At 45.8% G+C, this 26,997-nt stretch carries 25 protein-coding genes; 16 read left to right on the top strand and 9 right to left on the bottom strand.

The genetic code is table 11. From position 1 onward, the window contains the following. The first annotated feature begins 25 nt into the window (after positions 1 to 25). The 3 genes from MKY44_RS06730 to MKY44_RS06740 all read left to right on the top strand — a co-directional run bounded on the left by MKY44_RS06730 (position 26) and on the right by MKY44_RS06740 (position 2,067). Positions 26 to 412, top strand: coding sequence for a hypothetical protein (locus MKY44_RS06730; protein WP_341006544.1), 387 nt, complete (start codon positions 26 to 28; stop codon positions 410 to 412). Between the two features lie 296 nt (positions 413 to 708). Then, the gene (murI, locus tag MKY44_RS06735) at positions 709 to 1,491 is read left to right on the top strand and encodes a glutamate racemase (RefSeq protein WP_341006545.1); all 783 of its coding nucleotides are present in this window, start codon (positions 709 to 711) and stop codon (positions 1,489 to 1,491) included. 24 nt (positions 1,492 to 1,515) lie between these two features. Then, positions 1,516 to 2,067, top strand: a complete 552-nt coding sequence (locus MKY44_RS06740; protein WP_341006546.1) for a histidine phosphatase family protein — start codon at positions 1,516 to 1,518, stop codon at positions 2,065 to 2,067. Between the two features lie 78 nt (positions 2,068 to 2,145). On the opposite strand, the gene MKY44_RS06745 is transcribed toward MKY44_RS06740, so the two are convergent. Continuing rightward, entirely contained in the window at positions 2,146 to 2,508 is a 363-nt protein-coding gene (locus MKY44_RS06745; RefSeq protein WP_076252477.1) for a DUF423 domain-containing protein, read from the bottom strand. 64 nt (positions 2,509 to 2,572) lie between these two features. After that, positions 2,573 to 3,502 carry a type I pantothenate kinase gene (coaA, locus tag MKY44_RS06750; RefSeq protein ID WP_036610217.1) on the bottom strand — a complete coding sequence of 310 codons (930 nt, stop codon included), beginning with the start codon at positions 3,500 to 3,502 and terminating at the stop codon, positions 2,573 to 2,575. 183 nt (positions 3,503 to 3,685) lie between these two features. Here coaA and MKY44_RS06755 point away from each other — a divergent pair, with 183 nt between their 5' ends. The 7 genes from MKY44_RS06755 (at position 3,686) to odhB (ending at position 11,573) form a co-directional block, all read left to right on the top strand. Beyond that, positions 3,686 to 4,474, top strand: coding sequence for a DUF3891 family protein (locus MKY44_RS06755; protein ID WP_036610214.1), 789 nt, complete (start codon positions 3,686 to 3,688; stop codon positions 4,472 to 4,474). Between the two features lie 238 nt (positions 4,475 to 4,712). After that, on the top strand, positions 4,713 to 5,222 hold the full coding sequence (locus MKY44_RS06760) for an 8-oxo-dGTP diphosphatase (protein ID WP_341006547.1): 510 nt from the start codon (positions 4,713 to 4,715) through the stop codon (positions 5,220 to 5,222). A gap of 26 nt (positions 5,223 to 5,248) precedes the next feature. Beyond that, positions 5,249 to 5,614, top strand: a complete 366-nt coding sequence (locus tag MKY44_RS06765) for a YybH family protein (protein ID WP_339188673.1) — start codon at positions 5,249 to 5,251, stop codon at positions 5,612 to 5,614. A gap of 242 nt (positions 5,615 to 5,856) precedes the next feature. Next, positions 5,857 to 6,354 carry a GNAT family N-acetyltransferase gene (locus MKY44_RS06770; RefSeq protein WP_036610208.1) on the top strand — a complete coding sequence of 166 codons (498 nt, stop codon included), beginning with the start codon at positions 5,857 to 5,859 and terminating at the stop codon, positions 6,352 to 6,354. After that, positions 6,355 to 6,789, top strand: a complete 435-nt coding sequence (locus tag MKY44_RS06775; RefSeq protein WP_341006548.1) for an NUDIX domain-containing protein — start codon at positions 6,355 to 6,357, stop codon at positions 6,787 to 6,789. A 633-nt stretch (positions 6,790 to 7,422) separates the two neighbouring features. Continuing rightward, positions 7,423 to 10,296 (top strand): 2-oxoglutarate dehydrogenase E1 component, encoded by a 2,874-nt coding sequence (locus MKY44_RS06780; protein WP_341006549.1) that lies wholly within the window; start codon positions 7,423 to 7,425, stop codon positions 10,294 to 10,296. Between the two features lie 5 nt (positions 10,297 to 10,301). Further along, positions 10,302 to 11,573 (top strand): 2-oxoglutarate dehydrogenase complex dihydrolipoyllysine-residue succinyltransferase, encoded by a 1,272-nt coding sequence (gene odhB / locus MKY44_RS06785; protein WP_341006550.1) that lies wholly within the window; start codon positions 10,302 to 10,304, stop codon positions 11,571 to 11,573. A gap of 128 nt (positions 11,574 to 11,701) precedes the next feature. Here the strand turns inward: odhB and MKY44_RS06790 are convergent, their stop codons facing one another. The 4 genes from MKY44_RS06790 to MKY44_RS06805 form a co-directional block, all read right to left on the bottom strand. Continuing rightward, positions 11,702 to 12,682 carry an alpha/beta fold hydrolase gene (locus MKY44_RS06790; RefSeq protein WP_341006551.1) on the bottom strand — a complete coding sequence of 327 codons (981 nt, stop codon included), beginning with the start codon at positions 12,680 to 12,682 and terminating at the stop codon, positions 11,702 to 11,704. 41 nt (positions 12,683 to 12,723) lie between these two features. Then, positions 12,724 to 13,701, bottom strand: a complete 978-nt coding sequence (locus MKY44_RS06795) for a type I phosphomannose isomerase catalytic subunit (RefSeq protein ID WP_341006552.1) — start codon at positions 13,699 to 13,701, stop codon at positions 12,724 to 12,726. Positions 13,702 to 13,890: 189 nt separating this feature from the next. Continuing rightward, positions 13,891 to 14,475, bottom strand: a complete 585-nt coding sequence (locus MKY44_RS06800) for a class I SAM-dependent methyltransferase (protein WP_341006553.1) — start codon at positions 14,473 to 14,475, stop codon at positions 13,891 to 13,893. Next, positions 14,476 to 15,429, bottom strand: coding sequence for a TIGR01212 family radical SAM protein (locus MKY44_RS06805; RefSeq protein ID WP_036610193.1), 954 nt, complete (start codon positions 15,427 to 15,429; stop codon positions 14,476 to 14,478). A gap of 318 nt (positions 15,430 to 15,747) precedes the next feature. Here MKY44_RS06805 and MKY44_RS06810 point away from each other — a divergent pair, with 318 nt between their 5' ends. Together MKY44_RS06810 and trmB are read left to right on the top strand one after the other, a co-directional pair. Beyond that, complete coding sequence (locus MKY44_RS06810) at positions 15,748 to 15,948, top strand: hypothetical protein (protein ID WP_036610190.1); 201 nt, start codon at positions 15,748 to 15,750, stop codon at positions 15,946 to 15,948. A gap of 152 nt (positions 15,949 to 16,100) precedes the next feature. Continuing rightward, complete coding sequence (gene trmB / locus MKY44_RS06815; protein ID WP_341006554.1) at positions 16,101 to 16,856, top strand: tRNA (guanosine(46)-N7)-methyltransferase TrmB; 756 nt, start codon at positions 16,101 to 16,103, stop codon at positions 16,854 to 16,856. Positions 16,857 to 16,985: 129 nt separating this feature from the next. Here trmB and MKY44_RS06820 read toward each other — a convergent pair whose 3' ends face one another. Then, positions 16,986 to 19,238 (bottom strand): AraC family transcriptional regulator, encoded by a 2,253-nt coding sequence (locus MKY44_RS06820; protein WP_341006555.1) that lies wholly within the window; start codon positions 19,236 to 19,238, stop codon positions 16,986 to 16,988. 408 nt (positions 19,239 to 19,646) lie between these two features. On the opposite strand from MKY44_RS06820, the gene MKY44_RS06825 reads away from it, so the two are divergent. The 3 genes from MKY44_RS06825 to MKY44_RS06835 all read left to right on the top strand — a co-directional run bounded on the left by MKY44_RS06825 (position 19,647) and on the right by MKY44_RS06835 (position 23,166). Next, a complete protein-coding gene (locus MKY44_RS06825) occupies positions 19,647 to 20,552 on the top strand; it encodes an ABC transporter permease (RefSeq protein ID WP_017689672.1) in 906 nt (301 codons plus the stop codon). A 96-nt stretch (positions 20,553 to 20,648) separates the two neighbouring features. Beyond that, positions 20,649 to 21,512, top strand: a complete 864-nt coding sequence (locus tag MKY44_RS06830; RefSeq protein WP_370511436.1) for a carbohydrate ABC transporter permease — start codon at positions 20,649 to 20,651, stop codon at positions 21,510 to 21,512. Positions 21,513 to 21,612: 100 nt separating this feature from the next. Beyond that, positions 21,613 to 23,166, top strand: a complete 1,554-nt coding sequence (locus MKY44_RS06835; protein ID WP_445670640.1) for an ABC transporter substrate-binding protein — start codon at positions 21,613 to 21,615, stop codon at positions 23,164 to 23,166. Between the two features lie 140 nt (positions 23,167 to 23,306). Here the strand turns inward: MKY44_RS06835 and MKY44_RS06840 are convergent, their stop codons facing one another. Then, positions 23,307 to 24,458: an MGDG synthase family glycosyltransferase gene (locus MKY44_RS06840; protein WP_341006557.1), complete on the bottom strand. Its 1,152-nt coding sequence runs from the start codon at positions 24,456 to 24,458 to the stop codon at positions 23,307 to 23,309. A gap of 50 nt (positions 24,459 to 24,508) precedes the next feature. Then, positions 24,509 to 25,036, bottom strand: coding sequence for a phosphatase PAP2 family protein (locus MKY44_RS06845; protein WP_017689668.1), 528 nt, complete (start codon positions 25,034 to 25,036; stop codon positions 24,509 to 24,511). A gap of 710 nt (positions 25,037 to 25,746) precedes the next feature. On the opposite strand from MKY44_RS06845, the gene MKY44_RS06850 reads away from it, so the two are divergent. After that, positions 25,747 to 26,985, top strand: a complete 1,239-nt coding sequence (locus MKY44_RS06850) for a glycosyltransferase family 2 protein (protein WP_036610177.1) — start codon at positions 25,747 to 25,749, stop codon at positions 26,983 to 26,985. Positions 26,986 to 26,997: the final 12 nt, after the last annotated feature.

A 26,997-nucleotide genomic window follows, 5' to 3' on the forward strand; every position in this document is an offset into this window, starting at 1 on the left:
ACTCGTTGTTGAAAGGAGTAGTACAGTGAATCGGAGAAGACTGATTCTGGGTTTGTTATCCGTATGCACAGCATTGACGGTAGCAGCATGTTCGACTCGGACGGGAGAACAAGAAGTATCAGCAACAATTGAAAGCAACCTGCAGCAGATGGTTAGCGACCCTGTCCTCCTGACCAGCAGCGATCCCAATGATTATATTGCTGGCAACCGGGAGGCTTACGACGACATCTTGAGTACGGGTGAGGCAGGACTGCCTTTCCTGTTACAGCAGCTCGAATCCAGTCCGGATAACGGTCTTAAGGAATGGATCATGGCTCAGGCAAGTACTGAACTGCTTGGAGAACATAACCCCGTAGAGGCGTGGCATAGTGGCAAGGACTGGCTCAGACAGTATAAAATGAGCGTAGAATAATGGCTCATCTTCTCTATAGTACCTGACTTAGCGGAAGTAATGGAGGGGGCGGAATCGATTCTGAAGAAGCGATAGCGTTCGCCTTTGTCTCCGAATTTATACAATCTATAAGGTTATTCAAGAAAATTTGGAGACAACAGCGATCAGAAGAACGATCCGTAACCGGAATGGTTCCCGCAAGCCGTCAAGCACTGTAGTGTGTGATGAGCCGGAAGTACAAACCTCACCTCCAGTCAGCATGAGCAGCATTGAGAGGTTCTTGGAACCCGAAAGAATACATTATAGAGGTGAAATCCTTGAATAAGAAAATTGCTTTTTTTGATTCAGGCATCGGTGGTTTAACCGTTTTGCATAAGGCATTACAACAGTTTTCGGAAGAAAAATTTCTGTATTACGCGGATACCCTGCATGTCCCGTATGGAACCAAGTCTGCGGATGAGGTTAGAGGACATATTTTTGATTGTGTGGAAGCCATCGTTCAGGAGGATGTTCAAGCTATCGTGATTGCTTGTAATACAGCAACAAGTCTGGCTGTGAAGTATCTGCGCGCCAAGTACGATATCCCGATCATTGGCATGGAGCCTGCAGTGAAACCAGCCGTGGAGATGAATCGTGATAGTGGGAAGAGAGTGCTTGTATTTGCCACGGCCCTCACCTTGAGCCAAACCAAGTATAACGAACTGGTATCACGTGTTGATGATCACCACAGTGTGGATTCCATTGCGTTGCCGGAACTTGTGGAATGGTGTGAACAGCTGGATTTTGATCCGGGCAAAATCGCTGATTATTTCCGGTTCAAGCTGGCAGATCTCGATCTTCATGGGTATGGCACAGTGGTGCTTGGTTGCACGCATTATCCATTCTATACGTCCATTCTGCGCACGGTTCTGCCAGATCATATACAGATTATTGATGGCAGTACAGGTACAGTGAACCATCTGAAGCAACGGCTTGGACTGGTGGCTCAACATGGAGACAGAACAGGGGAACAGGTCACTTTCCTCAGTTCATCAGGCCGACCGGAAGAGCAGGAGAAGATGTACAGTGCACTTCAATATCTTGAGAAGAACTCTATGTAGGTTACACCATAGGAGGTGATAGCTATGAAGTCCATTTACCTTATCCGTCATGCCAAGGCCACAGGGCAGGAACCCCATGCAGAGCTTACAGATGAAGGGATTAGGCAGGCCGAAAAACTTGCAGATATCCTGGCTCATCATTCCATAACGTATATTGTCTCCAGTCCATGGAAAAGGGCTGTTCAGACGGCTATGCCACTGGGCATAGCAACGCTGCAACATATACATACGGATGAACGTCTCCAGGAGAGGATACTTAGCTCTCTTGATCTGTCTAACTGGATGGATGTACTGAAACGTACATACGATGATGTGGATTGGGTGGAAGAAGGCGGGGAATCTTCGAGAAGCGCGGCTGCAAGAGGGCTGGCACTACTGGAAGAGTTGTGGAGCAGACCGGAACAGCACGGGGCCGTGGTTACACATGGGAACTTGTTATCACTGCTTATTCGTGAGTATGAACCATCCTTTGGTTATGAAGAGTGGACCAAATTGTCTAATCCGGATGTGTATGTGCTGGAGAGACAACGACCAGATGCAGGATTGTCGACCATTCGAAGAGTTTGGACAGATTAAACAGATTAAACAGTAAAAGAGTGCTCCAGCGATATTATATCAGCCAGAACACTCTTTTCGTTTATCTACAGGGCATATTTATAATGCAGCAATCATGATCATAACCCATCCAGCCAAAAATGCGACTCCGCCAAGTGGGGTAATGGCTCCCAATTTGCGAACACCCGTTACACTTAAAACGTACAGGCTGCCAGAGAACAGGATGATCCCGGCGAACATCAGCCATCCGGCAAGCATGACGAGTGAAGAGGATTCAAGACGGTCTGCCAGCAGTCCGATCAGGATGATGCCAAGTCCGTGGATGAGGTGATATTGAACACCGGTTTCATAGATTTTGATCATGTCAGCGGATAGTTTGCGCTTGAGCGCGTGTGCGCCAAAAGCACCCAAAGCAACAGCCAGGAACATCATAATACTGCCGAGTATAATCAGGGTTTGCAATGTGTTTTTCTCTCCTTTTAAGGGTAATTAGATATAACATCAAAGTGTACTGCACGAGTGTTGTCTACAGTTTGCGCAATTGAATCTGACCAATGGAGTGGTCGGCTTCCTTTTTCAGAATCAGTCTGGCACGCCCTTTGGTTGGCAAAATGTTTTCATGCAGGTTTTTGGCATTGATATCCTGCCAGATCTGGTTGGCCGTACGCACGGTTTCTTCTTCATCGATATTGGCGAATCGTTGATGGAAAAAGGAATCCGTGTTCTGGAACGCTGTATTGCGGAGTAGCTTGAAACGCTCAACGTACCAGTGTCGTATATGCTCTTCTTCCGCATCAATGTAGATGGAAAAATCGAAGAAATCACTAACCAGCAAAGGCGTTTCCTTTTTGATCTGAAGTACATTGATACCTTCAATAATGAGAATATCCGGCTGACAGATCTGCTTCTCTTCCCCTTGAATGACATCGTAGGCGAGGTGAGAGTAGACGGGTGCTTTCACTTCGGGCTTGCCAGATTTTACATCACCCATGAACTGAATCAGGGATTTGATATCATAACTTTCCGGGAATCCCTTGCGGTTCATGATGCCCTTCTCTTGCAGCACGGCGTTGGGATATAAGAAACCGTCGGTTGTGACAAGGTCAACCTTCGGGCTATTCTTACCTCTGGCGAGCAGTGCCTGTAGCAAGCGGGCCGCTGTACTTTTGCCCACGGCAACACTACCCCCGATTCCAATGATGTAGGGGGTGGGGAGGGCTTCTTTTTTCATAAAGGAGGCCGTCAGTTGATTCAGTTCTCGTGAAACTCTTGCATATAGGTCAATAAAGTGGGTAAGAGGCAAATATATATCTTCGACTTCTTGAATCGATACCTCTTCATTCAATCCCTTTAACTGTTCTAATTCGGCTTCCGTCAGTGGAAGAGTGGTCTGATGTTCTTTAAGTTCAGCCCATTCCTTGCGGTTAAACTCGATGTAAGGAGAGTATAAATTCATGAGATCCCGCTTTCTGTATGTAATATAATTGTGGACACAACCTTTAGTGTATCAAATTTCAGGAAACTGACAACACCTTTACATTGTGCCTTTCGTCAAAATGGAGCGAAAAACAACTTACTAGGAAAGTTTAACCCAATTTATGTTAAAGTCAACGTATACCATGCGGAAGGGTGACAGCACATGATCGTATATGAGAGAGAGCATGATTTTGTTTTGACCGCACAGCATGAGCATGGATTAGTAGCCGGAGAGATGGCTTCCCACTGGAAAAATGAATTATTATCCGATGCTGCGCATCGGGATGAATTGATTCTAGCGGCCAAGGAACATGACCGTGGCTGGATTGAACTGGATTCATCTCCCTTCTGGAATGATTACAGTCAATCGCCGTATTCGTTTCGTGACTTTCCATTGCGTCCGCGTTTTGTATTCTACCATAAAGGGATTGAAGAAGTTCGTCAGAAAAACCTCTACGCCGGATTATTGTGTAGCTTGATGTACACCGAGCTATTTCAGAAAAATCTGGGGGCCAATGCTCAGGATGATGATGACATCCGAGATTATCTGCAACAAGAACACGAACGTCAGCTGGATTGGGAGAAACAGCTTGGTGGTGATGCTGAAGCGCTGAAACAGAGGCTGCAAAGTGATGTGGAGATCATGCTTTTCTGTGATCAGCTCAGTCTGTTTCTCTGTATGGAGGAACCGGGAACCCCTGCTGCGCGTTATGATTTTTTTGCAGAAGGGCTCAGTTGTACGTTTGATGCCTGTTCCAGACAACCTATTCAAGCAGAGTGGTTATCCAATGAAAAAGTAGGCCTGTCGTTTTTCCCGTTTGATGAGGACTTTACGATCGTTTTGCCTTATAAATCAGTGCCGAAGGCAAGTATCCGCAAATTTGGTATGCAACAGGCTTATCGCCGGGCTGAATGGAAGGAACGCCGGGTGTTGATTACGGAATTGAACTGAGAACTGGAAACTTCAGGCTTGAGGAAAGAGCAACATAGAATATCACAAAACAGGCGGGCTTCTGATGTACAGGTGTACAGGGCGTCCGCCTTTCGTATGCATATATATCATCATAGACTATACTGTGAGACCTGTGAAAATACCAATGAATCAGAGTGGGAATAAAGAAGGAAAACACAGGTTATTCCCAGAAATGTTAGTGTACAGCAGAGAAGCGCACGTTAGCAGGAGGACGAATATGGATACTAGAATAGAGATATTAACGATGTGTATGGTATGGGACAAAATGAATGATCAGGTGTTGCTAATGAATCGGCCGGATCGCAAAGGATTTCCGGGATACATTGCTCCTGGGGGGAAGGTAGACTTTCCGGAGAGTATCGTGGATGGTGCCGTGAGGGAGGTACTGGAGGAGACGGGGCTAGCGGTCAATGAGATTACGTATAAAGGGCTTGATGAGTTCTGTGATCCCGAACAAGGATTGCGGTACATGGTATTTAACTATTTGGCGACTTCATTCGAGGGTCAGTTATTGCAAGATCCGCCCGAAGGCGAACTGTTATGGGTGCCTATGAAGCGGGTTTTTGAGCTGCCTATGCAGGATTGGTTTGCTGAACGTTTCCCGCGTTTTTTCCAAAAAGGTACTTTTGAGCGGAGCGTGATCTGGGAGAAGTCATCCGGACGTACACTGCAAGAGACATTTATGGTGTATAGCGATTCGGTACTTAAACAGAGTGGGACCCGATAAGTTAAACCGTCAGAAGGAGGAAAATCATGGGATATCAGCATGCCCTGCAAGGCTACATTGCGGCGACGAATACACATCAGTTTGATGAAGTAAGCAAATGGTTATCGCCACAAGCCGTATATTGGTTTACGGGAACGTCCTGTACTACCCCTAACGAAATTCGGGCGTATTTTGAGAACGCTTGGGAGACAGTCAAGGAAGAAGTGTATCGTGCTGAAGATGTTAAGTGGATTACGACTAGCAAAGAGCAGGCCGTTTGTATTTATACCTACCACTGGAAGGGAATTTATCAGGGAGAGCTGGCTTATGGCAAGGGTCGGGCAACGAATGTGTTTGTTGCTACACTTGATGGGGAATGGAAATTAATCCATGAGCATTTAAGCTTGGGTTAGGATAAAAATAATGCCTCATAATGTATCATCCATATCTATATATTTATATCCAAATATTATGATATAATGAAGTTTACTATTTTTATAGGAGATGACTAGTCTGTGGGTAATAGTGTGTGATTAATAGATTTAGTAAACTAGTTTGTTGAAATGAAGAATGATATATTTGTGGATTTGCCATACATAGGCTTCTGCAAACAGAACGTAAATGAATATTGTACGATGAAAAGGTGGAGATTGGCATGAAATTGTCGTTCCGGATTTTGGACTGGGAAGAAGAGAGACCCTACGAACTTTTGTTGATGGCTGATCCTTCAAAAGCAATTGTGGATGAGTACCTGAGTCGGGGTGTTTGTTTTATTGCCGAGTATGAAGGAGAGATGGTTGGGGAGTTCGTATTGTTGAAGACTCGTCCAGAGACTGCGGAGATTGTTAATATTGCCGTACAGGAAGAACTGCAGGGACAAGGTGTAGGCAAACACATGATTAAGGAAGCGATGGAAGCTGCACGTAGATTGGGCTGCCGGATTCTCGAGATTGGGACAGGCAACTCTAGTTTTCATCAATTGAAGTTATACCAACGTTGCGGTTTTCGCATTATCGGGGTTGATCGTGACTTCTTTGTGAGGCATTATGAGGAAGAGATTATAGAGGACGGTATCCGCTGTGTGGATATGATCCGTATGGCCATAGATCTGGATGCTGTTACAGAGGATGAAAACGAAAGGAAGAGCCCTTAAGTGAATCGGCATACACATATTGGGGTATATGGCTTGGTTACTTGGGAGGACCAATTCCTGTTGATTCGTAAGGCTCGCGGAGCATATCAGGGGCAATGGGATTTACCAGGCGGAAGGCTGGAATTTGGTGAGCAGCCAGAGACTGCTCTTCATCGTGAGATTGAAGAAGAGACGGGCCTGACCCAACTACAAGTGATGATTCGTTCTGCGGAGTCTACGGTACTGGAATGGGTGTATCAAGGTAAGCCGGAAGAGCTGCACCATATCGGGATGTTGTATGATGTTGTTTTGACCGCAGCCAGTCAGCCGGATCTTATCAAAAAAGAACCCGATGGTGAAGATTCGTTGGGCGCGGACTGGTTTACACTGAAGCAGGTTAGAGATCTTTCCCTAACGCCGTTTGCAGAGTATATGATTAGTCTAAGGACATCTTGATGCGCATCATCAACTATATTGTTAATTCAAACTTGCTATATCCAAAGAAGCTGCTCGGATAATTCATGTCTGGGCCAGCTTTTTACTGTTGGTCTTTTGAAGAAAACCCCAATTATTTGTTGAATGTGACGTCAAATGGTTAATGTTTAACTTGACGTTTGTTTTTGAACATAATGGACCACAATTCAATTAAGGAGGTAAAGTGGGAGATCGTATGCCTATTTTGTTGTAAATAAGTGTTCGTTGTTCTATCCAAATTGACCGATTTATTCGATTCATCTAATTTATGCATCAATTGAACTAAAAATAGGAAATGCTCCTGAGCGTAAAAGTTTATAGAATAGATATTAGAACATGGACTTCACTTGAAGAAGAGGAGAAAGTGTAACCTTCGAACGGATCAGGACAGTATTCGACATCTGTGCGACGGTATATACAATCATTGTTTTACTTTGATTTTGAAAACGCAGACAAACCTTGACGGGAGCGTCGGACTAACGTTACTACCACCAACAGCACGATTATTGGACTTCATGAAAAATTTAGCTTAAAATGTTGAACGAACGCAAATTACGGCTTAGTCAATGATTTCCGTCAAAAACTTATGACTAAATCAAGACGGAGGGAACGTCGATGACGATCGTGGAAGGCAACAAGAAGCCCTGGGAAAGTTACTATGGCCCCAATATGGGATACGTACAGGAACAATATGAATTATTCACTCAAGACCCTGGTTCCGTTACACCAGCCTATCGTGAACTATTTGAACAATGGGGTGCACCGCCGATGTCTGGCAGGGATGCACGCACAACCTTGAATTCCGGCAATGCCCAATCGGCTTCCGGAAGCGTAGACATTCAACTATTACAGAAAGCGGTTACAGCGGGTAAACTGGTATGGAACATCCGTACCTATGGTCATCTTGCTGCAGATATAGATCCGCTTGGAATCAGTGAAGATACAGACACATCTTTGCTGGAACCTCAGCATTTTGAATTAAACGAAGAAGATCTGAAAGCTTTACCTGCTTCCCTGATCTGGGAAGGTGCAGATGGGCAGACAGCAACCGGATGGGATGCAATCCAACGCTTGCGTCAAATTTACACTGGACCTATGGCCTACGAATTCAGTCATGTGCACGAAGTTCAAGAGCGTGAGTGGCTGAATCGTCGTGCGGAATCCCGGACATCACCGGCTCCACTTACGCCGAAAGAACGTAAGGCTTTGCTGGAACGTTTGGTTGAAGTTGAGCAATTTGAAGATTATCTTCACAAAACATTTGTTGGGCAGAAACGTTTCTCCATCGAAGGTAACGATGTGCTTGTACCGATGTTGGATGAAGCTGTTCGCATCATGGCAGAAGCCGGATCAAGCCACATTCTGATGGGTATGGCCCACCGTGGACGGTTAAATGTACTGGCTCATGTTTTGGGCAAACCGTACAGCAAAATTTTCTCTGAATTTCATCATGCTCCGAACAAAGATTTGGTTCCATCGGAAGGTTCGACTGGAATCAACTACGGTTGGACGGGGGATGTCAAATATCATATGGGTGCCAACCGTTTTGTAAAAGACGGGGAAACTGTACAGGCACGCCTTACTCTGGCGAATAACCCTAGCCATCTGGAATACGTTAATCCGGTTGTACAAGGGTTTGCACGTGCGGCTCAGGATGACCGTCGTGACCCTGGATATCCGAAGCAGGACGTAACGAAGGCAGCTACCATTTTGATGCATGGTGATGCAGCATTCCCTGGCGAAGGGATCGTTGCAGAGACACTTAACTTCAAAGCTCTGCCAGGATATCAGAATGGCGGAACCATCCATATTATCGTCAACAATCGTCTGGGCTTCACTACAGATAGCGGTGATTCCCGTTCAACGTACTATGCAAGTGACCTTGCTAAAGGGTACGAGATTCCGATTGTACACGTGAATGCGGACAATCCAGATGCTTGTATTGCAGCCATTCGTATGGCAGCCGAGTATCGCAATAGCTTCAAAAAAGATTTCCTGATCGACTTGATCGGTTATCGTCGCTACGGCCATAACGAAACCGATGATCCCGAAACAACTCAACCTATCGTTTATGACAAGGTGAAAAACCATCCAACGGTAAGCCACTTGTATCAGGATCAGTTGAAAGAGGAATCGATTATCGATGATGCATCCATTACGAGCATTCGCGATGGAGTAACGAACAAATTAAAAGAAGCTTATGACCAGATGAAGAAAAATGAAGTACATGAATATTATCAGCGGAAAATCAGTGAGCCGGAAGCTGTTACGATTACTCCGACTGCGGTACCGCTTGAGAATCTTCGCAGCATTAATGCCGATCTGCTGAAATGGCCTGAGAACTTCAACGTGTATCCGAAGTTACAGCGGATTTTGCAACGCCGGAGCACTTCCCTGAACGAAGGGGAAAAAGTGGATTGGAGCCTTGCGGAGACACTCGCATTTGCAACCATTCTGGCAGATGGCAAGCCAATTCGGATTAGTGGACAGGATGCCGAGCGTGCTACATTCGCTCATCGGAATCTGGTGTTGCACGATTCGGAGAATGGAGCAAAGTTCTGCCCATTACATCACTTGCCACAGGCAAGAGCATCCTTTGCAATCTATAACAGTCCGTTGTCTGAAGAATCCGTTGTTGGATTCGAATACGGATATAACGTATATTCACCCGATACACTGGTCATCTGGGAAGCTCAATTCGGTGACTTTGCCAACTGTGCACAGGTTATCTTTGATCAGTTTGTATCAGCGGGTCGTGCCAAATGGTCTCAAAAATCCAGTCTGGTCATGTTGCTACCACATGCGAATGAGGGTCAGGGACCTGAGCATACAAGTGCTCGTCTTGAACGCTTCCTGCAGCTTTGTGCAGAAGACAACATGACGGTTGCCAACTTGTCGAGTGCATCTCAGTATTTCCACTTGTTGCGTCGTCAAGCTTCGTTGACTGAAACGGAAGATGCTCGTCCACTTGTGATGATGTCACCAAAAAGTCTCATTCGGAATCCGCGTGTTGCTTCACCGGCAGTCGAATTTAGTGAAGGCAAGTTTGAGCTTGTTCTGGAGCAAGCCGGACTGGGCACACAGCCGGATCGCGTAGAGCGCATTATTTTGTGCAGTGGCAAGATTGCCATTGACCTGGAAGATGCTTTTGAAAAAGATAAAGCAGATTGGTCATGGCTTCACATCATTCGAGTGGAACAGCTATATCCGTTCCCGGCAGAAGAGATCAAACGTATACTCGCACGTTTCAGCAATGTAAAAGAACTGGTATGGGTGCAGGAAGAAAACAAAAACATGGGTGCCTGGACATACATGGAGCCTCGTCTTCGTGAAGTTGCCCCTGAAGGCACAACCGTTAGATACGAAGGTCGCCCGGAACACGCAAGTCCTTCCAGCGGTTATCAGCTTGTGCATAGTATGGAACAGCAACAGATTATTACATCTGCGTTGAAACAGACGACGAAGAATAATATTCCACTGGGGAGGTAACAGCTGTGAGTGAAATTAAAGTACCTGCAATGGGTGAGTCAATAACTGAGGGAACTGTATCCAGATGGATGGTTAAAGAAGGGGATACCGTTAATCAGGGTGATGTGCTTCTTGAACTGGAAACGGATAAAGTAAATATTGAGATCAGCGCAGAAGAAAGTGGCGTGCTGGAGAAGATCATTCGTCAGGAAGGAGAGACGGTAGAGATCGGTGAAACGATCGGTACACTCTCAGCTGGTTCTGGAGGAGGAAGCGGTGCCCCCGCTTCCGAACCAGCAGCTGAAGAGAAAAAGGCCGTTACTCCTGCATCTGAAGCTCCAACACCACCACCAGCACCTGTTGCGGCAGCACCGGAGTCATCCGATAGTGCCAAGACGGCTTCACCGTCTGCCCGTAAGCTTGCACGTGAACGTGGTATCGAGTTGGATCAGGTTCAGAGCAAAGATCCGATTGGACGGGTATACCAGGATGATGTGAAGAGCCATAACAATCAGGCGCCTGCTCCTGTTGCTCCACCTGCGAGTAAAGCTCCAGCCGCACCAAGTGCTCCGGCAGCTGGAAGTTCTACCTATACCAAACCAGTGGAGCGTCAGCGGATGTCTCGCCGTCGTGCAACCATTGCGAAACGTCTGGTAGAGGCTCAGCAGACAGCAGCCATGTTGACTACGTTTAATGAAGTTGATATGACTGCCATCATGGATGTACGTAAACGCCGTAAGGACAAGTTCAAAGAGAAACATGAGATCAACCTGGGCTTCATGTCCTTCTTCACCAAAGCAGTTGTGGGGGCTCTGAAAAAATTCCCTACAATTAACGCAGAGATTGATGGCGAAGATGTTGTACTCAAAAAGTATTATGATATCGGCATCGCCGTATCTGCGAAGGAAGGCCTGGTTGTACCGGTTGTGCGTGATGCAGATCGTCTGGGCTTTGCCGAGATCGAGAAGAGCATTGCGGACCTGGCATCCAAAGCTCGTTCCAACACGCTGGCGTTATCTGATCTGCAAGGTGGAACGTTTACCATCACCAATGGTGGAACATTTGGTTCCTTGTTGTCTACGCCAATTCTGAATACACCTCAAGTGGGTATTCTGGGGATGCATAAGATCCAGCTTCGTCCAGTGGCGATTGATGCAGAGCGGATGGAGAACCGTCCAATGATGTACATTGCGTTGTCCTACGATCACCGGATTATTGACGGTAGTGAGGCTGTTCGTTTCCTCGTGACCGTGAAAGAACTGCTTGAAGACCCAGAATCCCTGTTAATTGAAGGTTAATCCATAACGTTTGATCATGGCTATTATTCATATCGCTTAACAAGAAAACCCCTGAACTGGAGCGCAGCGTGAGCTGACATCCGATTCAGGGGTTTCTTTTTGCTCTTGGTATGTTGTCTCCGACTCTATTATATAGAGTCAGCCGTCTCGGTAGGGCTCACCGGACTAGGGTGTGTATTCGAGCCAGGGGTATTCCGCTCTAGCCAGCTCACAACGTGCTGGGCTACTTCTGTTCGGTTAATCTCATGCAGCATTTCATGGCGTCCATCCGGATACAGGCGATACTCAATATTCTCCAGGTGAAGCTTCTTATACTGCGAGACCAGATTAAGAACGCCTTTGCCATGAAGTCCGACAGGGTCCTTCTCACCTGAGAACAGGTATACGGGTTTGTGTTTGGGTATGCGCTCCATATTGTGTGGAAGATGGACTTCAAGCAGCAATTTGAAGAAGTCGCGGAAAAAGCCTGCTGTACAGACGGCTCCGCACAGGGGGTCATCAATGAATCGCTGAACCTCTTGTGAGTCCCGGGACAACCAATCAAACGGTGTCGTTGCGGGGCGGAAAGAGCGGTTAAATCCACCAAACACAATCGCGTTGAGCAGCATGCTGGGATGAGTAGCCCCCTGAATGCCGCATTGCAAAAAGGCGAGCTTCTCTCCAAACCGGAGCAGACCACGTCTGCCGTTTGTCCCGGATAAAATAAAGGCATGGTACTGCTCATGACCAGCGTACATGAGATGTTGTACCAAGAATGAGCCCATGCTGTGTCCCATTAGAAACAGGGGCACCCCAGGATTCTCTTTGGCGGCTACTTCGCCCAGATTGATCATATCACTCGCCATCCAGCGGAAGGCATCGATACCAGCATTACCAAGCAACTTGGCATTCTCCACAGTTTTGCCATGACCCCGATGGTCATTGGCATAAACCGCATAGCCATTTTGGGTAAGGATGTCGGCAAATTCGGCGTATCGGGCTGCTGTCTCGCCCATGCCGTGTGCAATTTGCACGACACCTTTAACGTTGCATTCCGGATCGGGAAGCCAGCGGTACACATGAATACGGGTACCTTCACTAGCGACCAAGGCAAAGGTAGATTCCTGCATCTCGTGTAATTCCTCCTTCACAGGTTACATATAAGCTTAATTTAGGGTAGATAAGAGCGAAGAACAGTGGTATTCCCGTTCAATGTATAAGAACCCAGATTGGCTGGCAAGAGATAACATTGTCCAGCTTTCAATTCAATGCTGTCTGATTCAGCATGTGCCCACTCCAAAGTTCCTTCTCCTTCACAGACAACCAGAATCGTGAAGCTGTCAGGATTGGTGGAGAGTTCCCAACGTTTATTCACAATACCTTTTTCAACTACAAAATAAGGGCATTCCGCAAGCTTGAGCCATTCACCAGGAGTAACGTTATTTGTTTTCATCGTTGAGGCACCTGCGCCCTCATAAGCGGTGACATTTAATGAGTCTTCAACATGCAACTCACGTGGTTTGCCATCCAGCCCTGGACGATTGTAATCGTAGATCCGGTACGTCGTATCCGAGTTTTGCTGAATCTCAGCGACAACCACACCTGCACAGAGCGCATGCACTGTTCCAGCAGGGATAAAGAACGTATCACCAGCTTCTACAGGTACCTGACGAAGGGTATCCATCACCGTGCCGTTTTCCAATGCTTCTTTTAATGTTGCCCGATCAACGCCTTCGTTCAAGCCATAGATGATATGTGCGCCCGGTTTTGCGTCGAGTACATACCACATTTCTGTTTTGCCAAGCTCGCCAGGAGGAAGTGCCTCATACTCGTCAGTTGGATGAACCTGAACGGACAGGTCATCGTTGCAGTCAAGCAGCTTAATCAGAAGTGGGAAACGGCCGCCTTTTTCAGAGACGCCTTTAGTTCCAAGCCATTCGGTGCCCAGTTGTTCACGAACTTCATCCAGACCTTTGCCAGCAAGTGATCCATTTAATACCTTGGTTGTACCGTTTGGATGATCCGCAATCATCCATCCTTCTCCGATATGTCCTTCAGGGGGCGTAAGGCCGAATTGCTCCAGCGCACGACCGCCCCACACACGTTCTTTGAATTCAGGTTGGAATTGTAATGGGTATGGCGTAGACATCAGTAATCTCTCCTCTAGTATATGAAATGGTGGATCGCTTTAATCAGTCATGGGCATGCAGTCGCCATGAGCAAACAAGTGAATACGTTTGCATATGTAGATGTAGAACACAGATCGCAGTAAGAGAAAGCCAGTAATGGCTCACCTTGCGATTGTGTCTAGTTTATTGTATTTGGTGAACAAAGGAAATTATTTTTTCTCGATTCCGATCAGAAAAGGAGAAGTTTCTCGCTGCAATTGGCGATACATCACAACCTGTGCCTGTTCCACCGGAAGGGCAGAGGACCAGTCCAATACAGCTTCTGCTTCCTGTGCCCCTCCGTCATGACCAGGGTAGAGCACAACCGTAATGATGCCGCGAGGACGTAATAAAGCGAGTGCGGCTTCGAGTGCAGCGATTGTGCTGTCTGTCTCGGTGATGATGGAGGAATCTGCACTTTCTGAAGGCAGGTACCCCAAGTTGAACATAACTGCACCAACCGCAGCAAGCCATGACTCAGGCACCGCTTCTGCCATTCGATCATGGCTGAGTTGAAGCATGGAGATGGAGCCAAGCTTGGCTTCATCGGTTTGTTTTCGAATCCGGGCCTGTGCCAGCGTGAGGGCTTCACTTTGAATATCGAATCCAATGACTTGACCACGCCTGCCTACTTGTTGTGCCAAAAATAGTGTGTCTGCTCCTGTACCCACCGTTGCATCTATGGCCAGATCACCTGGCTGCAGACGGGAAGCAATCCACTGATGTGCACAGCTGAGAACCGAAAGAAAGCCCATCTATGCTCGCCTCCAATACTTACCTTGCCATGAATCCCGCTCTCGCAGCTCACGATCAATGGAGTTCAATACTTCCCATTTGTTCATGGACCACATCGGTCCAATCAACAGATCACGCGGTGCGTCGCCTGTAAGACGGTGTACGATCATTTCCGGTGGAAGCATCTCCAGTGTATCTACGATCAGCTTGATATACTCGTCCTGATCCAGAAAACGTAAAAGACCAGCTTCGTATTGCTTCACCATTGGTGTTTTGCGCATGAGATGTAACAGGTGAATCTTGATTCCCTGTACATCCATATTGGCAACTGCCCGTCCAGTGTCCAGCATCATCTCATGTGTCTCTTGAGGCAGACCATATATGATATGTGTACACACTCGTATATTCCGTTTGCGCAGTTTCTCAACCGCTTCTTCGTAACACTTCGTGTCGTGCGCGCGATTAATCAATGTTGATGTGGAATCATGGATCGTTTGAAGCCCCATCTCAACCCACAGATAGGTGCGTTCGTTCAGTTCAGCCAAATAATCAACAACGTCATCTGGCAAACAATCCGGGCGAGTGGCGATGGACAAACCAACAACACCGGGTTGCTCAAGAATTTCTTCAAAATATTCGCGCAGCTCCTCAACCGGAGCATATGTGTTCGTATAGGCTTGGAAGTAGCCAATATAATGGGCTGTAGGCCACTTGAGGTGCTGTTTATCTCGAATTGTATTAAATTGGGTGACTAGATCTTCACGTCTGCTGCCAGCAAAATCGCCTGATCCACGCGCACTGCAGAAGGTGCAACCACCTTTGGCAATGGAACCGTCGCGGTTGGGACAGGTGAATCCAGCATCCAGCATCACTTTGAAAACCTTATTGTTAAATTGGTCTCGCATCTCATAATTCCAGGTATGGAATCGTTTATCTCCCCACAGGAGAGGGGACTGTAATGCAGGTGCATTCATCTTCAGGGTACTCCTTTGGCTGTCGAATTACCGTAATCATACGTGAACAAAAGAAGAAGCGCTATGCGATTTCCATCATAGACGATGGATAGCGATTATAGGTGTCTTCATGAACTTTTATTATTGTATCAAAAAACTCAAAAAAAAGGGAATCGAAACGCAAAAATAGGCCGTAAAATCAAGGTTTTCTCCTTGCTATAGTTTACACCTTATGTTATATTTAAATCAGCGTCAGACACCATCTAATGGGTATTATTCATCATAGCATTTGAATCAACGTTGACGTCATGGACCATACTATACCGTGAGGTGATATGAATGAATTCCCAAGTTAAAAACAATGAATTGAATCATGTGTCTGTTGAATTGACGGCAGAAGAAGCACTGGCTTTAACAGGTGTTCGTTTTAATGGAAATCCGAAAGTGAAAGCGGCTGCAAGACAAAAAGTTCGCGATGCTTTCGAAAAGACATTTGATTTTTCACACCAAGATAAGGTAGACTATGAACTACTAAAGTAGTTGGACCCCAATTCCAAATAAATCGAAGAGGGAATCTTTGAGATTTGCCCAAAGTGGCAGATCCGAAGATTCCCTTTTCATTGCTCTTTACAATTTGCCAGTTCTTCGGCAAAATAAGTCTGAGACAAGTATGGGACAAACGGAGGAATAAAATGCGTTTACGTGGCAGAAAAGGGATAAGAGAAAATCTGGAGCAACAAGTTGATCTTGTTGTACTGGACCCGAAGCAACATAAAGGAAAATGGTCTGAACTGTTTGGCAATGACCATCCGATCTTCGTGGAATTTGGTATGGGTAAAGGTCAATTTATCAGCCAAATGAGTTATAAATATCCGGAATTTAATTTCATCGGTATTGATATGTATGATGAACTGGTGCGTCGTGCCAGTGAGAAAGCTCGTAATGCGTGGAGTCAGGCTGATGTGGAGACACCCCCTAACCTGAAGCTGGCGCTGGCGAATATCGAACAGATCGAGGAAGTTTTTGAACCGAAAGAACTGGAACGCATTTATTTGAACTTCAGTGATCCTTGGCCAAAAGCAAAACATGCACGTCGTCGTTTGACGCACCCGCGCTTCCTGAAGAAATACACGGAATTGCTTAATCCCAAAGGTCAGATTCATTTCAAAACCGATTCGGAGACGCTGTTTGATTTCTCACTCAACGCCATTGCCGACTTCGGCCTGCAAATGACCAATATTTCTTTGAATCTTCATCGTGATGGTTTGAATGAAGAACATGTGATGACGGAGTACGAGCAGAAATTCATGGGTAAAGGTATGAACATTCACCGGGTTGAAGTGATTGTTGGTGAAGAGGCCTTGCGTGAGTATCAGCAGACACGTCTGGACAAGTATAAAGTTCGTGAAGCTTCGGATGAGTCTGGCGAAGATCAGGAACACGAATAAATCGAAATCTAACTTATACTCATTAAAGAAGAGCGACACATGAGGTGAATGATTCATTCTCATAGGTCGCTCTTTTTTTGCATTAACAATCCATGTGCTATACTCCATAAACTCAAGTCTGGGATGATTTCAAAAGTTCTCTGAATGAAACTCTTTGCGGCGATAGTCGTTTGGTGTAACCCCGTTGAACTTTTTGAACATGCGATAGAAGTATGAACTGTTGGTGAATCCGGTTCTCTCGGCAATGTCGGCAACGGAGTTCTCCGTCTCCACCAGCAGATGCTGGGCCTTGGCTATGCGGGTTTCGTTAATCACGTCCGTGAGCCCTTTCAGGGTGAGTTGTTTGTAGAGCCTGCTTACATAGATGGGCGACATGCCCAACTCGTCTGCGATAGAAGTTAGACATAGATTGGGGTCCGCATAGTCCCGTTCAATAATGCCATTGATTTTACGAATCAACTCTTCGTGCTTCAGTGTACGTTTCTCCTCGACTTTGGAACCAAGCTCATCAAACATTCGATAGAAGTGTTCATGTACTTCACTGATGTCTTCCGCGTCTTTGACAGGCAGCATTAGACCATCCGAGACTGAATCAAGCGTGAGTTGATTATTCTTCTTGAGGGTATTTCGTACATGGTTCAGTGTCATCGTCAGATGGGATAAGGCTAGCTGGAAGACGGTAAATGGATATGCGGCTGTCTCGCCGACGATATCTGCATAGACTTGTTTTGCTTCTCGCGTCTTGCCTGTCATTAGATGATCGACAAGTTGTCTTTCCTTACCTGCTGGGAATGCGTACTCCTTGGCGTGATAAGCCATGATGTCAGCGGTATAGATCAGACAGCCCGGTCCCATGAACAAACGATGCAGTGAGGCTTCGGCTGATCTGGTGTAGGATGCAATACTGTCTTCCAATGAATCTTCTTTCGTGCCGATCGTACAGGAGATGGAGCATTTCAGATGGGTCATTACAGCTGCCTGCATCATACGTAGCAGCTCTTCGATCCGGTTATGAGCAGGTTGCCCAAGTTCATGGCTTTCCGCTTTCTCATTGAAGATGAGTGTGATCAGATCACCGCCCATGTCCACAGCTTCCGCATTGTAGTGGAGATCAGCTGTCTCGGTGCAGATGTTCATCATGGCGTATTTTACAAGCTGGGTCTCATCACGATACGTTTCGCTGAATTCGGTAAAATGGTCAATACGCAGCAATACCAGTCTGGATGCACGGTGAACATCAATGGAGGAGCCGTAGAACTTCATCCGTTCTTCCAGCATACCTCCAGTTACTGTTTCGCGGCCCTGTAGGGCCCCTCGTAGAAAATCCTGCCGTAACAAATGAAGACTGCCACGTCGCTCTGCTTCCATCACACGTAAACGAACAAGTACCTTATCAATAGGGTGATATAGTTTGCGGGACACAAGGTAAGAGAGCAGTAACCCTGCGAAGAGAAGTCCAACACAAAACAGAACGGTATGTGTGCGCATACTCCGTATATCTGAGGTAATCAGATCATAAGGTGTTATTCTCACATAACGCCAACCCAAGTCATCGGGAGCGGTATAGGTGATGAGAGATTTTTCTCCGTCGACCTTCTCGGTAAAGTAAGCTGACTGCTCCTTATCCTGCATAATTGGCTTCATAAAAGCTTCGCTGGAGAGATTTTTCATCAATGCACGGTCGCCGAAGTCAGATAAAAGGTCTCCATTCTCATTCACGATAAAGGTTTTGCCTGGTTGATCCACAGCATTCATATTGGGACTGAGCCAATCATCCTTGATATTAACGATGACAGCATAGTTTAGCTTCGCGTTATCATTAATCGTGTCATAACAGAGATAGGTGTAGCTGTTAACCTCTGTTGCTTCGGTAGAGCCGACCTGATATGTACGCGGGATGGGGACAAATGGTTTATAGTCATGGAAGCGTTGGAGGATGCTTGTAATCCCCTGATCATCGATCTCCGAGATGGACTGCTGCCCATTGCGCACGTTGGAACTGATAAAGAATTCATTACTTTTGGAGTTATATACATAGATGGATTCGATAAAGGGAAGGGACATACGGTAGTTGTCTAGCTGCTCCATCGCCGATGTGATCTCATAGATATTTGGTTTGGAATAGAGCAGTAATGAAGAGATGGTGTAGTCTTGATAAATCTGATATGACAATGATTTTGCAGTCTCGGTCATTTTGGCCACTTCACGGCTGGTTTGAGTAAGACTGTTCATATCTGTACGATACACCTGGCGAAGAGCAATCCGATTATAGTTGACGTACAAAATAGAAGAAGCCACAAGTAAGGTAGCGACGGTACTGATAATAATGCCGATCAGAATCCGTGTGAAAACCTTCTGACTGTCCTCTGAACGTTTACGCATTCTTCTTCCCCCTCAGACCTCCTATTTTGGGTGAACAACATAGAATTTCATATACATACGTGAGGCTTCATATATGGATGAGCAGAAGAACAAGAGTAATTTGAATTATATATTATGTATGCGTTTACATCAATGCTGGACAGGCCATTTTGCCTGTTTTCTCTACATAAAGTTCAACTTTCGCTGGATTGTTCACTAGGTGTAGCCTATGCACGATATCAACATTTGTGAACGGATGTGTGTGGATGTCTGTTCATTTCATGGTTCGTTCATTTTGTTCATAGTTCATTTCGCAGAATCGTTCATTTTCTGATGGGAAGCTTCAGTATCCGTGAGTGAAGAGAGCATCTACAATAAAAAGAGAGCTCCACCACGCAGCACCGCAAGAAATTCGGGAGGGATCGAGCCATGCTCAAAGAATTGAACAAAAACAAAATCATGTTTCTGATGCTGTTGCCCACGCTGATCTTTTTTCTGATTAACTCGTATTTTCCGATGGTCGGCATCTATTATGCGTTCACCCGGTATGATTTTGAAGGCGGATTATTTGGCAGTCCATTTGTCGGTCTGGAGAACTTTAAGTTCCTGTGGCAATCCGGAATGCTGCTGAAGCTCACAACCAACACTGTGGGTTATAATCTCGCCTTCATTATATTAGGAAACGGTCTGGCGATCTTCTGTGCGATCATGCTTAGCGAGATCCGGGGCAGGTTATTCAAAAAAATCACGCAATCCGTCATGTTCTTGCCGTATTTCATCTCATTTGTACTATTAAGTGTAATCGCTTACAACATGTTTAACTACGAGTCGGGTTTTGTGAACACGGTGCTCAAACGTTTTGAGGCCGGCCCGGTCGACATTTATAACACACCCTGGATCTGGGTGTTCCTGATCATCATCTTTTATCTGTGGAAAAATCTTGGATACAGCATGGTCATCTATCTGGCTGCCATAACGGGGATCAGTGACGAGTATTATGAGGCTGCCCGAATCGACGGAGCCAATATTTTTCAGCGGATCTGGTACATTACGGTACCAATGCTGAAGCCAACCTTTGTCATCCTGTTGTTGTTCTCACTCGGCAGCATTATGAAGGGGCAGTTTGACCTGTTCTATCAACTGATCGGTAACAACGGGGTGCTGTACAATGCTACAGATATTATTGATACGTATGTGTATCGTTCACTGAAAGTCACGTTTGATATCGGGATGGCAACGGCTGCTGGTCTGTATCAGTCCTTGTTTGGATTCATTTTGATCATGACCGTCAACTATATTATCCGCAAAGTAAATGAGGACTACGCCTTGTTCTAGAACGCCCGCAGGGCAGGAGGGAGAACAATCATGAACACGCCAATGAATACTCACACTCGTACGAATACGCGTCTCAGAGATTCGGAATTCACTTTCATGTTTCAACTGATTTCCTACAGCTTCATCATCATTTTATCAATCATGTGCTTGCTACCGTTTCTGCTGATTCTATCCGGTTCATTCAGCAGCAACGAGTCCATTGTGAGGGATGGTTATCACCTCTTTCCAACGGACTTTTCCCTGGAAGGTTACAAAATGGTGTTCAAATTCCCGACTCAGGTACTCAAGGCTTATGGGGTAACGGTCTTTACAACGGTGGTGGGGACTACGCTAGGGCTGTTTCTCATCACGATGGCCGGATTTGTGCTCCAGCGTAAGGATTTTAAATATCGGAACACGTTCTCGTTTTTTATCTACTTCACAACCCTGTTTGGTGGGGGACTTGTGCCTTGGTACATTATGCTGGCGAACTACTTCAATCTCACAGATACGTATACCGTACTGATTTTCCCGGGGTTGATGACACCATTCCTCATTATCCTGATGAAAAATTTCATTCGCTCGGCAGTGCCGGATGAATTGATTGAGTCCGCCAAAATTGATGGAGCGAATGACTTCCGCATCTATTTCAGCATTGTGTTAAAACTGGCCATGCCTGGTATCGCAACCGTAGGTCTGTTTCTGGCACTGGGTTACTGGAATGACTGGTTTACCTCATCCCTCTTCATTAACAACCCGGATATGTACCAACTGCAATTTTATCTCTACAACACGATGAACACGATTACATTCATTGATCAGATGGCGATTGGCACAGGGATCACACTCAGTCAGGATGTGCCTACCGAATCAACCAAGATGGCGATGGCTATCGTTGTAACGGGACCTATTTTGTTCCTGTATCCGTTTGTACAACGTTATTTTGTCAAAGGGCTCACCATTGGTGCAGTGAAAGGTTAGAACGTGAACACGCTGTGGGTGTCAGGCCATTGACATCATACCCGGTCTGAAGCATGGCGAGTCTGCGCTAACATATAAAGGTTCACCACAAAAAGGGAGGATGCGTATGCGTAACAAAACAATTCGGCACCTGTCTCTGGTACTTGCCCTGATGTTGTTCGCCGGTGTACTAGCCGCATGTAATAACGGTTCGGGGGGATCGACGCAAGGAAGTGAGCAGGGAGGAACATCCGGGAACAAAGGCGAAAAAGTCACGCTTCAATTTTACATGCTTGGGGATGCTCCGAAAGATCTGCCTGTTATTGAATCCGAGATCAATAAGCTGGCTGAGGCTGATCTGAACGTCAATGTGAAATTCAACTACACCTCATGGACCGACTGGGATCAAAAATATAAACTGTTGCTCTCTTCCGGGCAGCCGATCGATCTGATCTTCACAGCGGATTGGACATTCTATCAGTCCTATGCCAAGAAGGGTGCGTTCCTGCCACTGGATGAAATGCTGCCTACAGCAGCGCCGACGCTGAAAGCTCATGTACCTGATGACATGTGGAATGCTGTCAAAATCAATGACAAAATCTATACTGTTCCATCCACTTGGATTGAGTATGTAACCGAGGGAATTGCGTACCGTGAGGACTTGCGCGAGAAGTACAATCTTCCGAAACCGGAATCCTTGGAGACGCTCGAAGCGTATCTGGAGGGCATCAAAGCTAACGAACCCAATATGATTCCGATTGCGGATAGCAATGCCAACCATACCCATGGTATTCGTCAATTGACATCCAAGCTGGTTAATACAGCAGGTCAACTTCCATATGGACTGGATATTATGTATGACACACCAACAACTGTGACGTCCTACTGGGGATCGGCGCAACACCTGGAAGACCTGAAAACATACAAACGTTGGATGGATAAAGGCTTTTTCCCGAAAAACGTACTGAATGTAAAGGATACTTCCAACTCATTGCTGCAAAATGGAAAAGCAGCTGTTGTTCTGTCCGGGGAGAACCCGAACAAATTTAATGCAGATGTCATCAAGGTGCAGTCTACTCATCCAGATTGGAAACTGGCTTATTTCCCGTACCCGAATGCGAAAGGGTTTGCACAACCGGTTCACCCGATCCACAATGGTTTTGCGATTCCGCGTAGCAGTAAAAACCCGGAAAAAGCATTGGCATTTTATGAGAAACTTGTGACAGACAAACGATATAACTGGTTGACTGAATACGGCGTTGAGGGCAAAAACTTCGAGGTAGATAATGGATACTACAAAATGGTCGGAGATGCACAAACAAACGGCTTCCCGCGTGAGGGCATGAATGGCTGGGCTTGGCGCAATCCGGAATTCATGCTCTATGACAAAACCTTTGATGATGTCCTGACCATGTTTGAAGATCTCGACAAAATCAAGAAGCCGGATATTTATACCGGATTTGCTGAAGACTGGACACCGTACCAAGCTGAGAAGGCTGCATTGGAGCAAGTGGAAAAACAATATCTGTATCCGCTTAATGTAGGTTTGGTGGCAGACGTAGAGGCTGGATTGAACACATTTATGGAGAAGGCTAAACAAGCGGGATTGGAAAAAATTCAGGCAGAATACACCAAGCAGTGGCAGGAGTACTTGAAGTCAGCAGGCATTCAATAGTTTGTACTTTCCTTCATAAAGAAAAGGTGCCTTCAAATCCGAAGGCACCTTTTCAATGTGGTTGCAGGCTTGTTTGAAGCCGTTGGTTAGAGGCATGATTGGACGAAGAATACAGGAAGTAATACCTTATTCGGATAAATTCATAAACGGGCCTCTTCTGCGGATGAAGGACGAACGTCCTCCAGCAGATCGATAATACTTTGAGCGCTCTGCATTGGATGAACCTTGGCGATTTCCGCCAGATGACGTTTGCGTTTACGTACAACATCCGGGTAGTGATGCAACAGCTTGTTCATCCATTTAACCACTACGTCGGGCGAAGTTATGGGTTCTCCCAACCCTCTTGCCGTAAAATAATGGACGTTTTCTTCTTCCTGACCAGGTATAGGGTTGTGGAACAACATGGGAATTCCTTTGGCCAAGCCTTCACTGCATGTCATTCCCCCAGGTTTGGTAATCAGAAGGTCGGATACTTCCATTAATTTGTCCACTTCGTTGGTGTATCCCATAATGTGAATGTTTTCTTTGCGATACATGGGGTTCTGTTCCATGCTGATCCGTACTTTATCATTGCGACCCAGACAAAAAATGATCTGAATATCTTCATGCCAGCGTGTCAGCAGCGGATGGACCAGCTTGTCGCTGAGCATTCCCCAACCGCCGCCCATCACCAGTACAGTAGGCATGTTCTTGAGGTTAAATCTGCTTCGGATCTCTTCTCGCCCGGGATGCTCCCAGAAATTTGGATGCACCGGAATGCCCGTGACTCGAATGTTGTCTGCAGGTACGCCTCGTAGCATTAGTTTGGACTTAACCTCATCTGAAGAAACCAGATAAAGGTCTACTTCACGGTTAATCCACGTCCCATGTGCATCATAGTCGGTGATGACTGTGCATAGAGGAACCTGTACACCCAGACGCTTCAGTCTGGATATGACAGCACTTGGAATCGGATGTGTACAGACGATCGCATCGGGACGTAACTGGCGCACAACGCTGCGTGTGTGTGTATAGAACAGTTTATGCAACGCCAGTGTGGTCAGCCTGTTCAATGATTTTTTATATTGGTGTCTGTATACGTATCCGAAAAGTTTGGGTTGGTTGGTAACCGTTTTTTTGTATGCTGTTATAATCAGAGGTGCAACCTTTGGATTTAAGAAACTTCCCAGTTCAAGCACTTTTGTCTGCACGTCTGGCGAGAGCTTTCGCAAATTGCTGGACAGTGCATAGGCGGCTTGAGTATGACCCGTACCAAAGCCTTCAGATAATAGTAATACTCTTTTTTTCTCCACGCTTACTTCACCTGTTCCTGCTAGGTTTTTCTGAGTCTAACATATCGGCTTTAAGACCAGAATGCAACTGTTGCAAGTGCGACTAAAGTACCTATTGTGGCACCCGCCAGAACATCGGAAGGATAGTGTAACCCCAGATAAATTCGAGAGAATCCGACAATAAGGGCCACAGGCAACAATATTAGCAATAAGATCGGATCAGTGGTCATAAAGGGAACTGTGACCGAAAAAATGGCAGTTGTGTGCCCTGAAGGAAACGAGTGATCCGTCAAGGGATTACGGAACGTAATTGTATCCGGCAAGGCCAGATAAGGTCGAATGCGGGGATACAATTTTTTCGCGATGGCTACAGGGATGTGGCTGACCGCAAGGGCGATACATGCCTGGAGTCCTGTTGTGCTCCATGGAGCTGGAGCAAGCAGCCAGATTAACAACGATATTGCAATAGATGAAGTTGCTCCACCCAGATGGGTGAAATAATACAGCCAAAAATTCATAAAACGATTATGAAGTCGGCCGTTGATCCACATAAAAACATTTCGATCATAATCTTGAAACTTTAAGAATAAACGGCTCATATTGGCCTCCTGCCAGTCAGGCCGCCCATAATGGCGGCATTATTTCCGGTGATTTTCTGCATCCGGTTTCGTCCTGATTAGTATATAACCGTTTTTCATGAACTTGAGGTTATTTCAGGTATATGTTTATCATATTTTTAAATGTTGTCCTTTTCAAGAAGAACCCATGTAAAGAACGTGAAATTCATGTTAAAGAGTGGATATATACCCATCTTAACTTTTTGACTTGGGTCAGCCAAAAAAGATACAATGATTCAACATGGCTGAAATGAGGTAAAAAAATGTGAGTTCTGTTTCAAACTTTTTGAGGTCTGTTTGCGTTATTTGTTATAGAGCCTCTGACGAAGATTATCATGCTGATGAAAAAAGCAGGGACTTTAGAAATAAAAATCAAGTAAACGGCTGAAAATAAGATATAACAGGCATGAATGCGAGGTTGTGGTATCACGAAGTGTCTATTCAGCGTTTAAAGATCACATTTCTGCTTCAAAAAGTGGAATTGGGGTTTTGACAAATGACTGAAAAGGATACAGAATCGATAAAGCAGCCAACTGATAGCAACCAAGCTTTGAAACATTGCCTGATATATTCACGTAGTACACAAAAGAACAGGGTCATATTCTGCAGATCAAAAAAAAATAAATTGCAGAATCAGGAAGAGAAATGCTTGAGTAAACTGGGTTTTGAAAAAAAGGGGGTAACAGAGAACGATGTTGGACGCTATATTCGTCACGATGCAGGTCATTCTGGCACTGCTAGCCGTGTACCAATTCACGTTTTCGCTGTTCGGTCTGATTAAGAAAAAGAAAAAGAAACATTATCCGGCGACAAAATCATTCGCTGTACTCGTCGCAGCACACAATGAGGAACAAGTCATTGGTGCCTTGATGGAGAACTTGAAACAACTTGATTATCCGGAAGATCTGTACGATGTGTTTGTCATCTGTGACAACTGTACGGATGGAACGGCTCAAATTGTCAGAGAGCATGGATTAAACGCCTGTGTACGTACCAATGCCGATTTAAGAGGTAAAGGGTACGCCATCGAATGGATGCTTAAGTACTTGTGGAAATTGCCACGTCAGTATGACGCAGTTGTTATGTTTGACGCGGATAACCTGGTTGACCGTAACTTCTTGCTTGAGATGAATGATGACTTGAACAATGGTTCGCGTGTTATCCAAGGATACATTGATACGAAAAATCCGGAGGATTCCTGGATTACTGCAGCTTACGGTGTTTCTTACTGGTACATTAACCGTCTGTGGCAGTTGTCTCGTCATAACCTGAATATGGCGAATTTCCTCGGAGGAACCGGAATGTGCTTTGAGACCAACCTGTTGAAGGAAATTGGTTGGGGTGCAACAAGTCTGGTTGAGGATCTGGAGTTTACGATGCGCAGTGTGCAACGTAATGTGTATCCTGTTTTCAACTATGACGCCAAAGTATTTGATGAGAAGCCATTAACATTCAAAGCTTCAGCGAGACAACGTCTGCGCTGGATGCAAGGTCACTTTACAGTTGCGCGTAGATACTTCTTCCCGTTGCTATGGCAGTCCATTAAGGAAAGAAGCCTGGTGAAATTTGACCTTGCTATCTACGGAGCCAATGTCTATGTGGTGTTGCTTACGTTCCTGATGACGGCTGTGATGTGGGTAGACATGGCTATATTCAGTGGTCCGCACATTGCTAATATTTATGGATACTTCCCGTTATGGGTTGGGTTCGTGGCTATTGGTTTGAACATTCTGACGTTCCTGTTGTCCATGGCGCTGGAGAAGGTTACCTTTGCCAAAGTTTATCTATATCTGATTTTGTTCCCGATCTACCTGCTGTCTTGGTACCCGATTACGTTCTACGCTTTCTTTACGCAGAACAACAAACAGTGGAGCCACACTCAACATACACGTGTTGTACGGTTGGATGAGGTGCAAAGCAAACAAGGGTAAGGAACATGCATG

It is taken from the genome of Paenibacillus sp. FSL R7-0026 (assembly GCF_038004485.1).
GTDB classification, from domain to species: Bacteria; Bacillota; Bacilli; order Paenibacillales; family Paenibacillaceae; genus Paenibacillus; species Paenibacillus xylanexedens_A.

What these genes read in the sequence shown, in the direction of transcription:
- MKY44_RS06740 (WP_341006546.1), top strand. Translation starts at nt 1,516, where the DNA reads ATGAAGTCCATTTACCTTATCCGTCATGCCAAGGCCACAGGGCAGGAA.
- coaA (WP_036610217.1), bottom strand. Translation starts at nt 3,502, where the DNA reads ATGAATTTATACTCTCCTTACATCGAGTTTAACCGCAAGGAATGGGCT.
- MKY44_RS06755 (WP_036610214.1), top strand. Translation starts at nt 3,686, where the DNA reads ATGATCGTATATGAGAGAGAGCATGATTTTGTTTTGACCGCACAGCAT.
- MKY44_RS06760 (WP_341006547.1), top strand. Translation starts at nt 4,713, where the DNA reads ATGGATACTAGAATAGAGATATTAACGATGTGTATGGTATGGGACAAA.
- MKY44_RS06765 (WP_339188673.1), top strand. Translation starts at nt 5,249, where the DNA reads ATGGGATATCAGCATGCCCTGCAAGGCTACATTGCGGCGACGAATACA.
- MKY44_RS06770 (WP_036610208.1), top strand. Translation starts at nt 5,857, where the DNA reads ATGAAATTGTCGTTCCGGATTTTGGACTGGGAAGAAGAGAGACCCTAC.
- MKY44_RS06780 (WP_341006549.1), top strand. Translation starts at nt 7,423, where the DNA reads ATGACGATCGTGGAAGGCAACAAGAAGCCCTGGGAAAGTTACTATGGC.
- MKY44_RS06790 (WP_341006551.1), bottom strand. Translation starts at nt 12,682, where the DNA reads ATGCAGGAATCTACCTTTGCCTTGGTCGCTAGTGAAGGTACCCGTATT.
- MKY44_RS06795 (WP_341006552.1), bottom strand. Translation starts at nt 13,701, where the DNA reads ATGTCTACGCCATACCCATTACAATTCCAACCTGAATTCAAAGAACGT.
- MKY44_RS06800 (WP_341006553.1), bottom strand. Translation starts at nt 14,475, where the DNA reads ATGGGCTTTCTTTCGGTTCTCAGCTGTGCACATCAGTGGATTGCTTCC.
- MKY44_RS06805 (WP_036610193.1), bottom strand. Translation starts at nt 15,429, where the DNA reads ATGAATGCACCTGCATTACAGTCCCCTCTCCTGTGGGGAGATAAACGA.
- MKY44_RS06810 (WP_036610190.1), top strand. Translation starts at nt 15,748, where the DNA reads ATGAATTCCCAAGTTAAAAACAATGAATTGAATCATGTGTCTGTTGAA.
- trmB (WP_341006554.1), top strand. Translation starts at nt 16,101, where the DNA reads ATGCGTTTACGTGGCAGAAAAGGGATAAGAGAAAATCTGGAGCAACAA.
- MKY44_RS06820 (WP_341006555.1), bottom strand. Translation starts at nt 19,238, where the DNA reads ATGCGTAAACGTTCAGAGGACAGTCAGAAGGTTTTCACACGGATTCTG.
- MKY44_RS06825 (WP_017689672.1), top strand. Translation starts at nt 19,647, where the DNA reads ATGCTCAAAGAATTGAACAAAAACAAAATCATGTTTCTGATGCTGTTG.
- MKY44_RS06830 (WP_370511436.1), top strand. Translation starts at nt 20,649, where the DNA reads ATGTTTCAACTGATTTCCTACAGCTTCATCATCATTTTATCAATCATG.
- MKY44_RS06835 (WP_445670640.1), top strand. Translation starts at nt 21,613, where the DNA reads ATGCGTATGCGTAACAAAACAATTCGGCACCTGTCTCTGGTACTTGCC.
- MKY44_RS06845 (WP_017689668.1), bottom strand. Translation starts at nt 25,036, where the DNA reads ATGAGCCGTTTATTCTTAAAGTTTCAAGATTATGATCGAAATGTTTTT.
- MKY44_RS06850 (WP_036610177.1), top strand. Translation starts at nt 25,747, where the DNA reads ATGTTGGACGCTATATTCGTCACGATGCAGGTCATTCTGGCACTGCTA.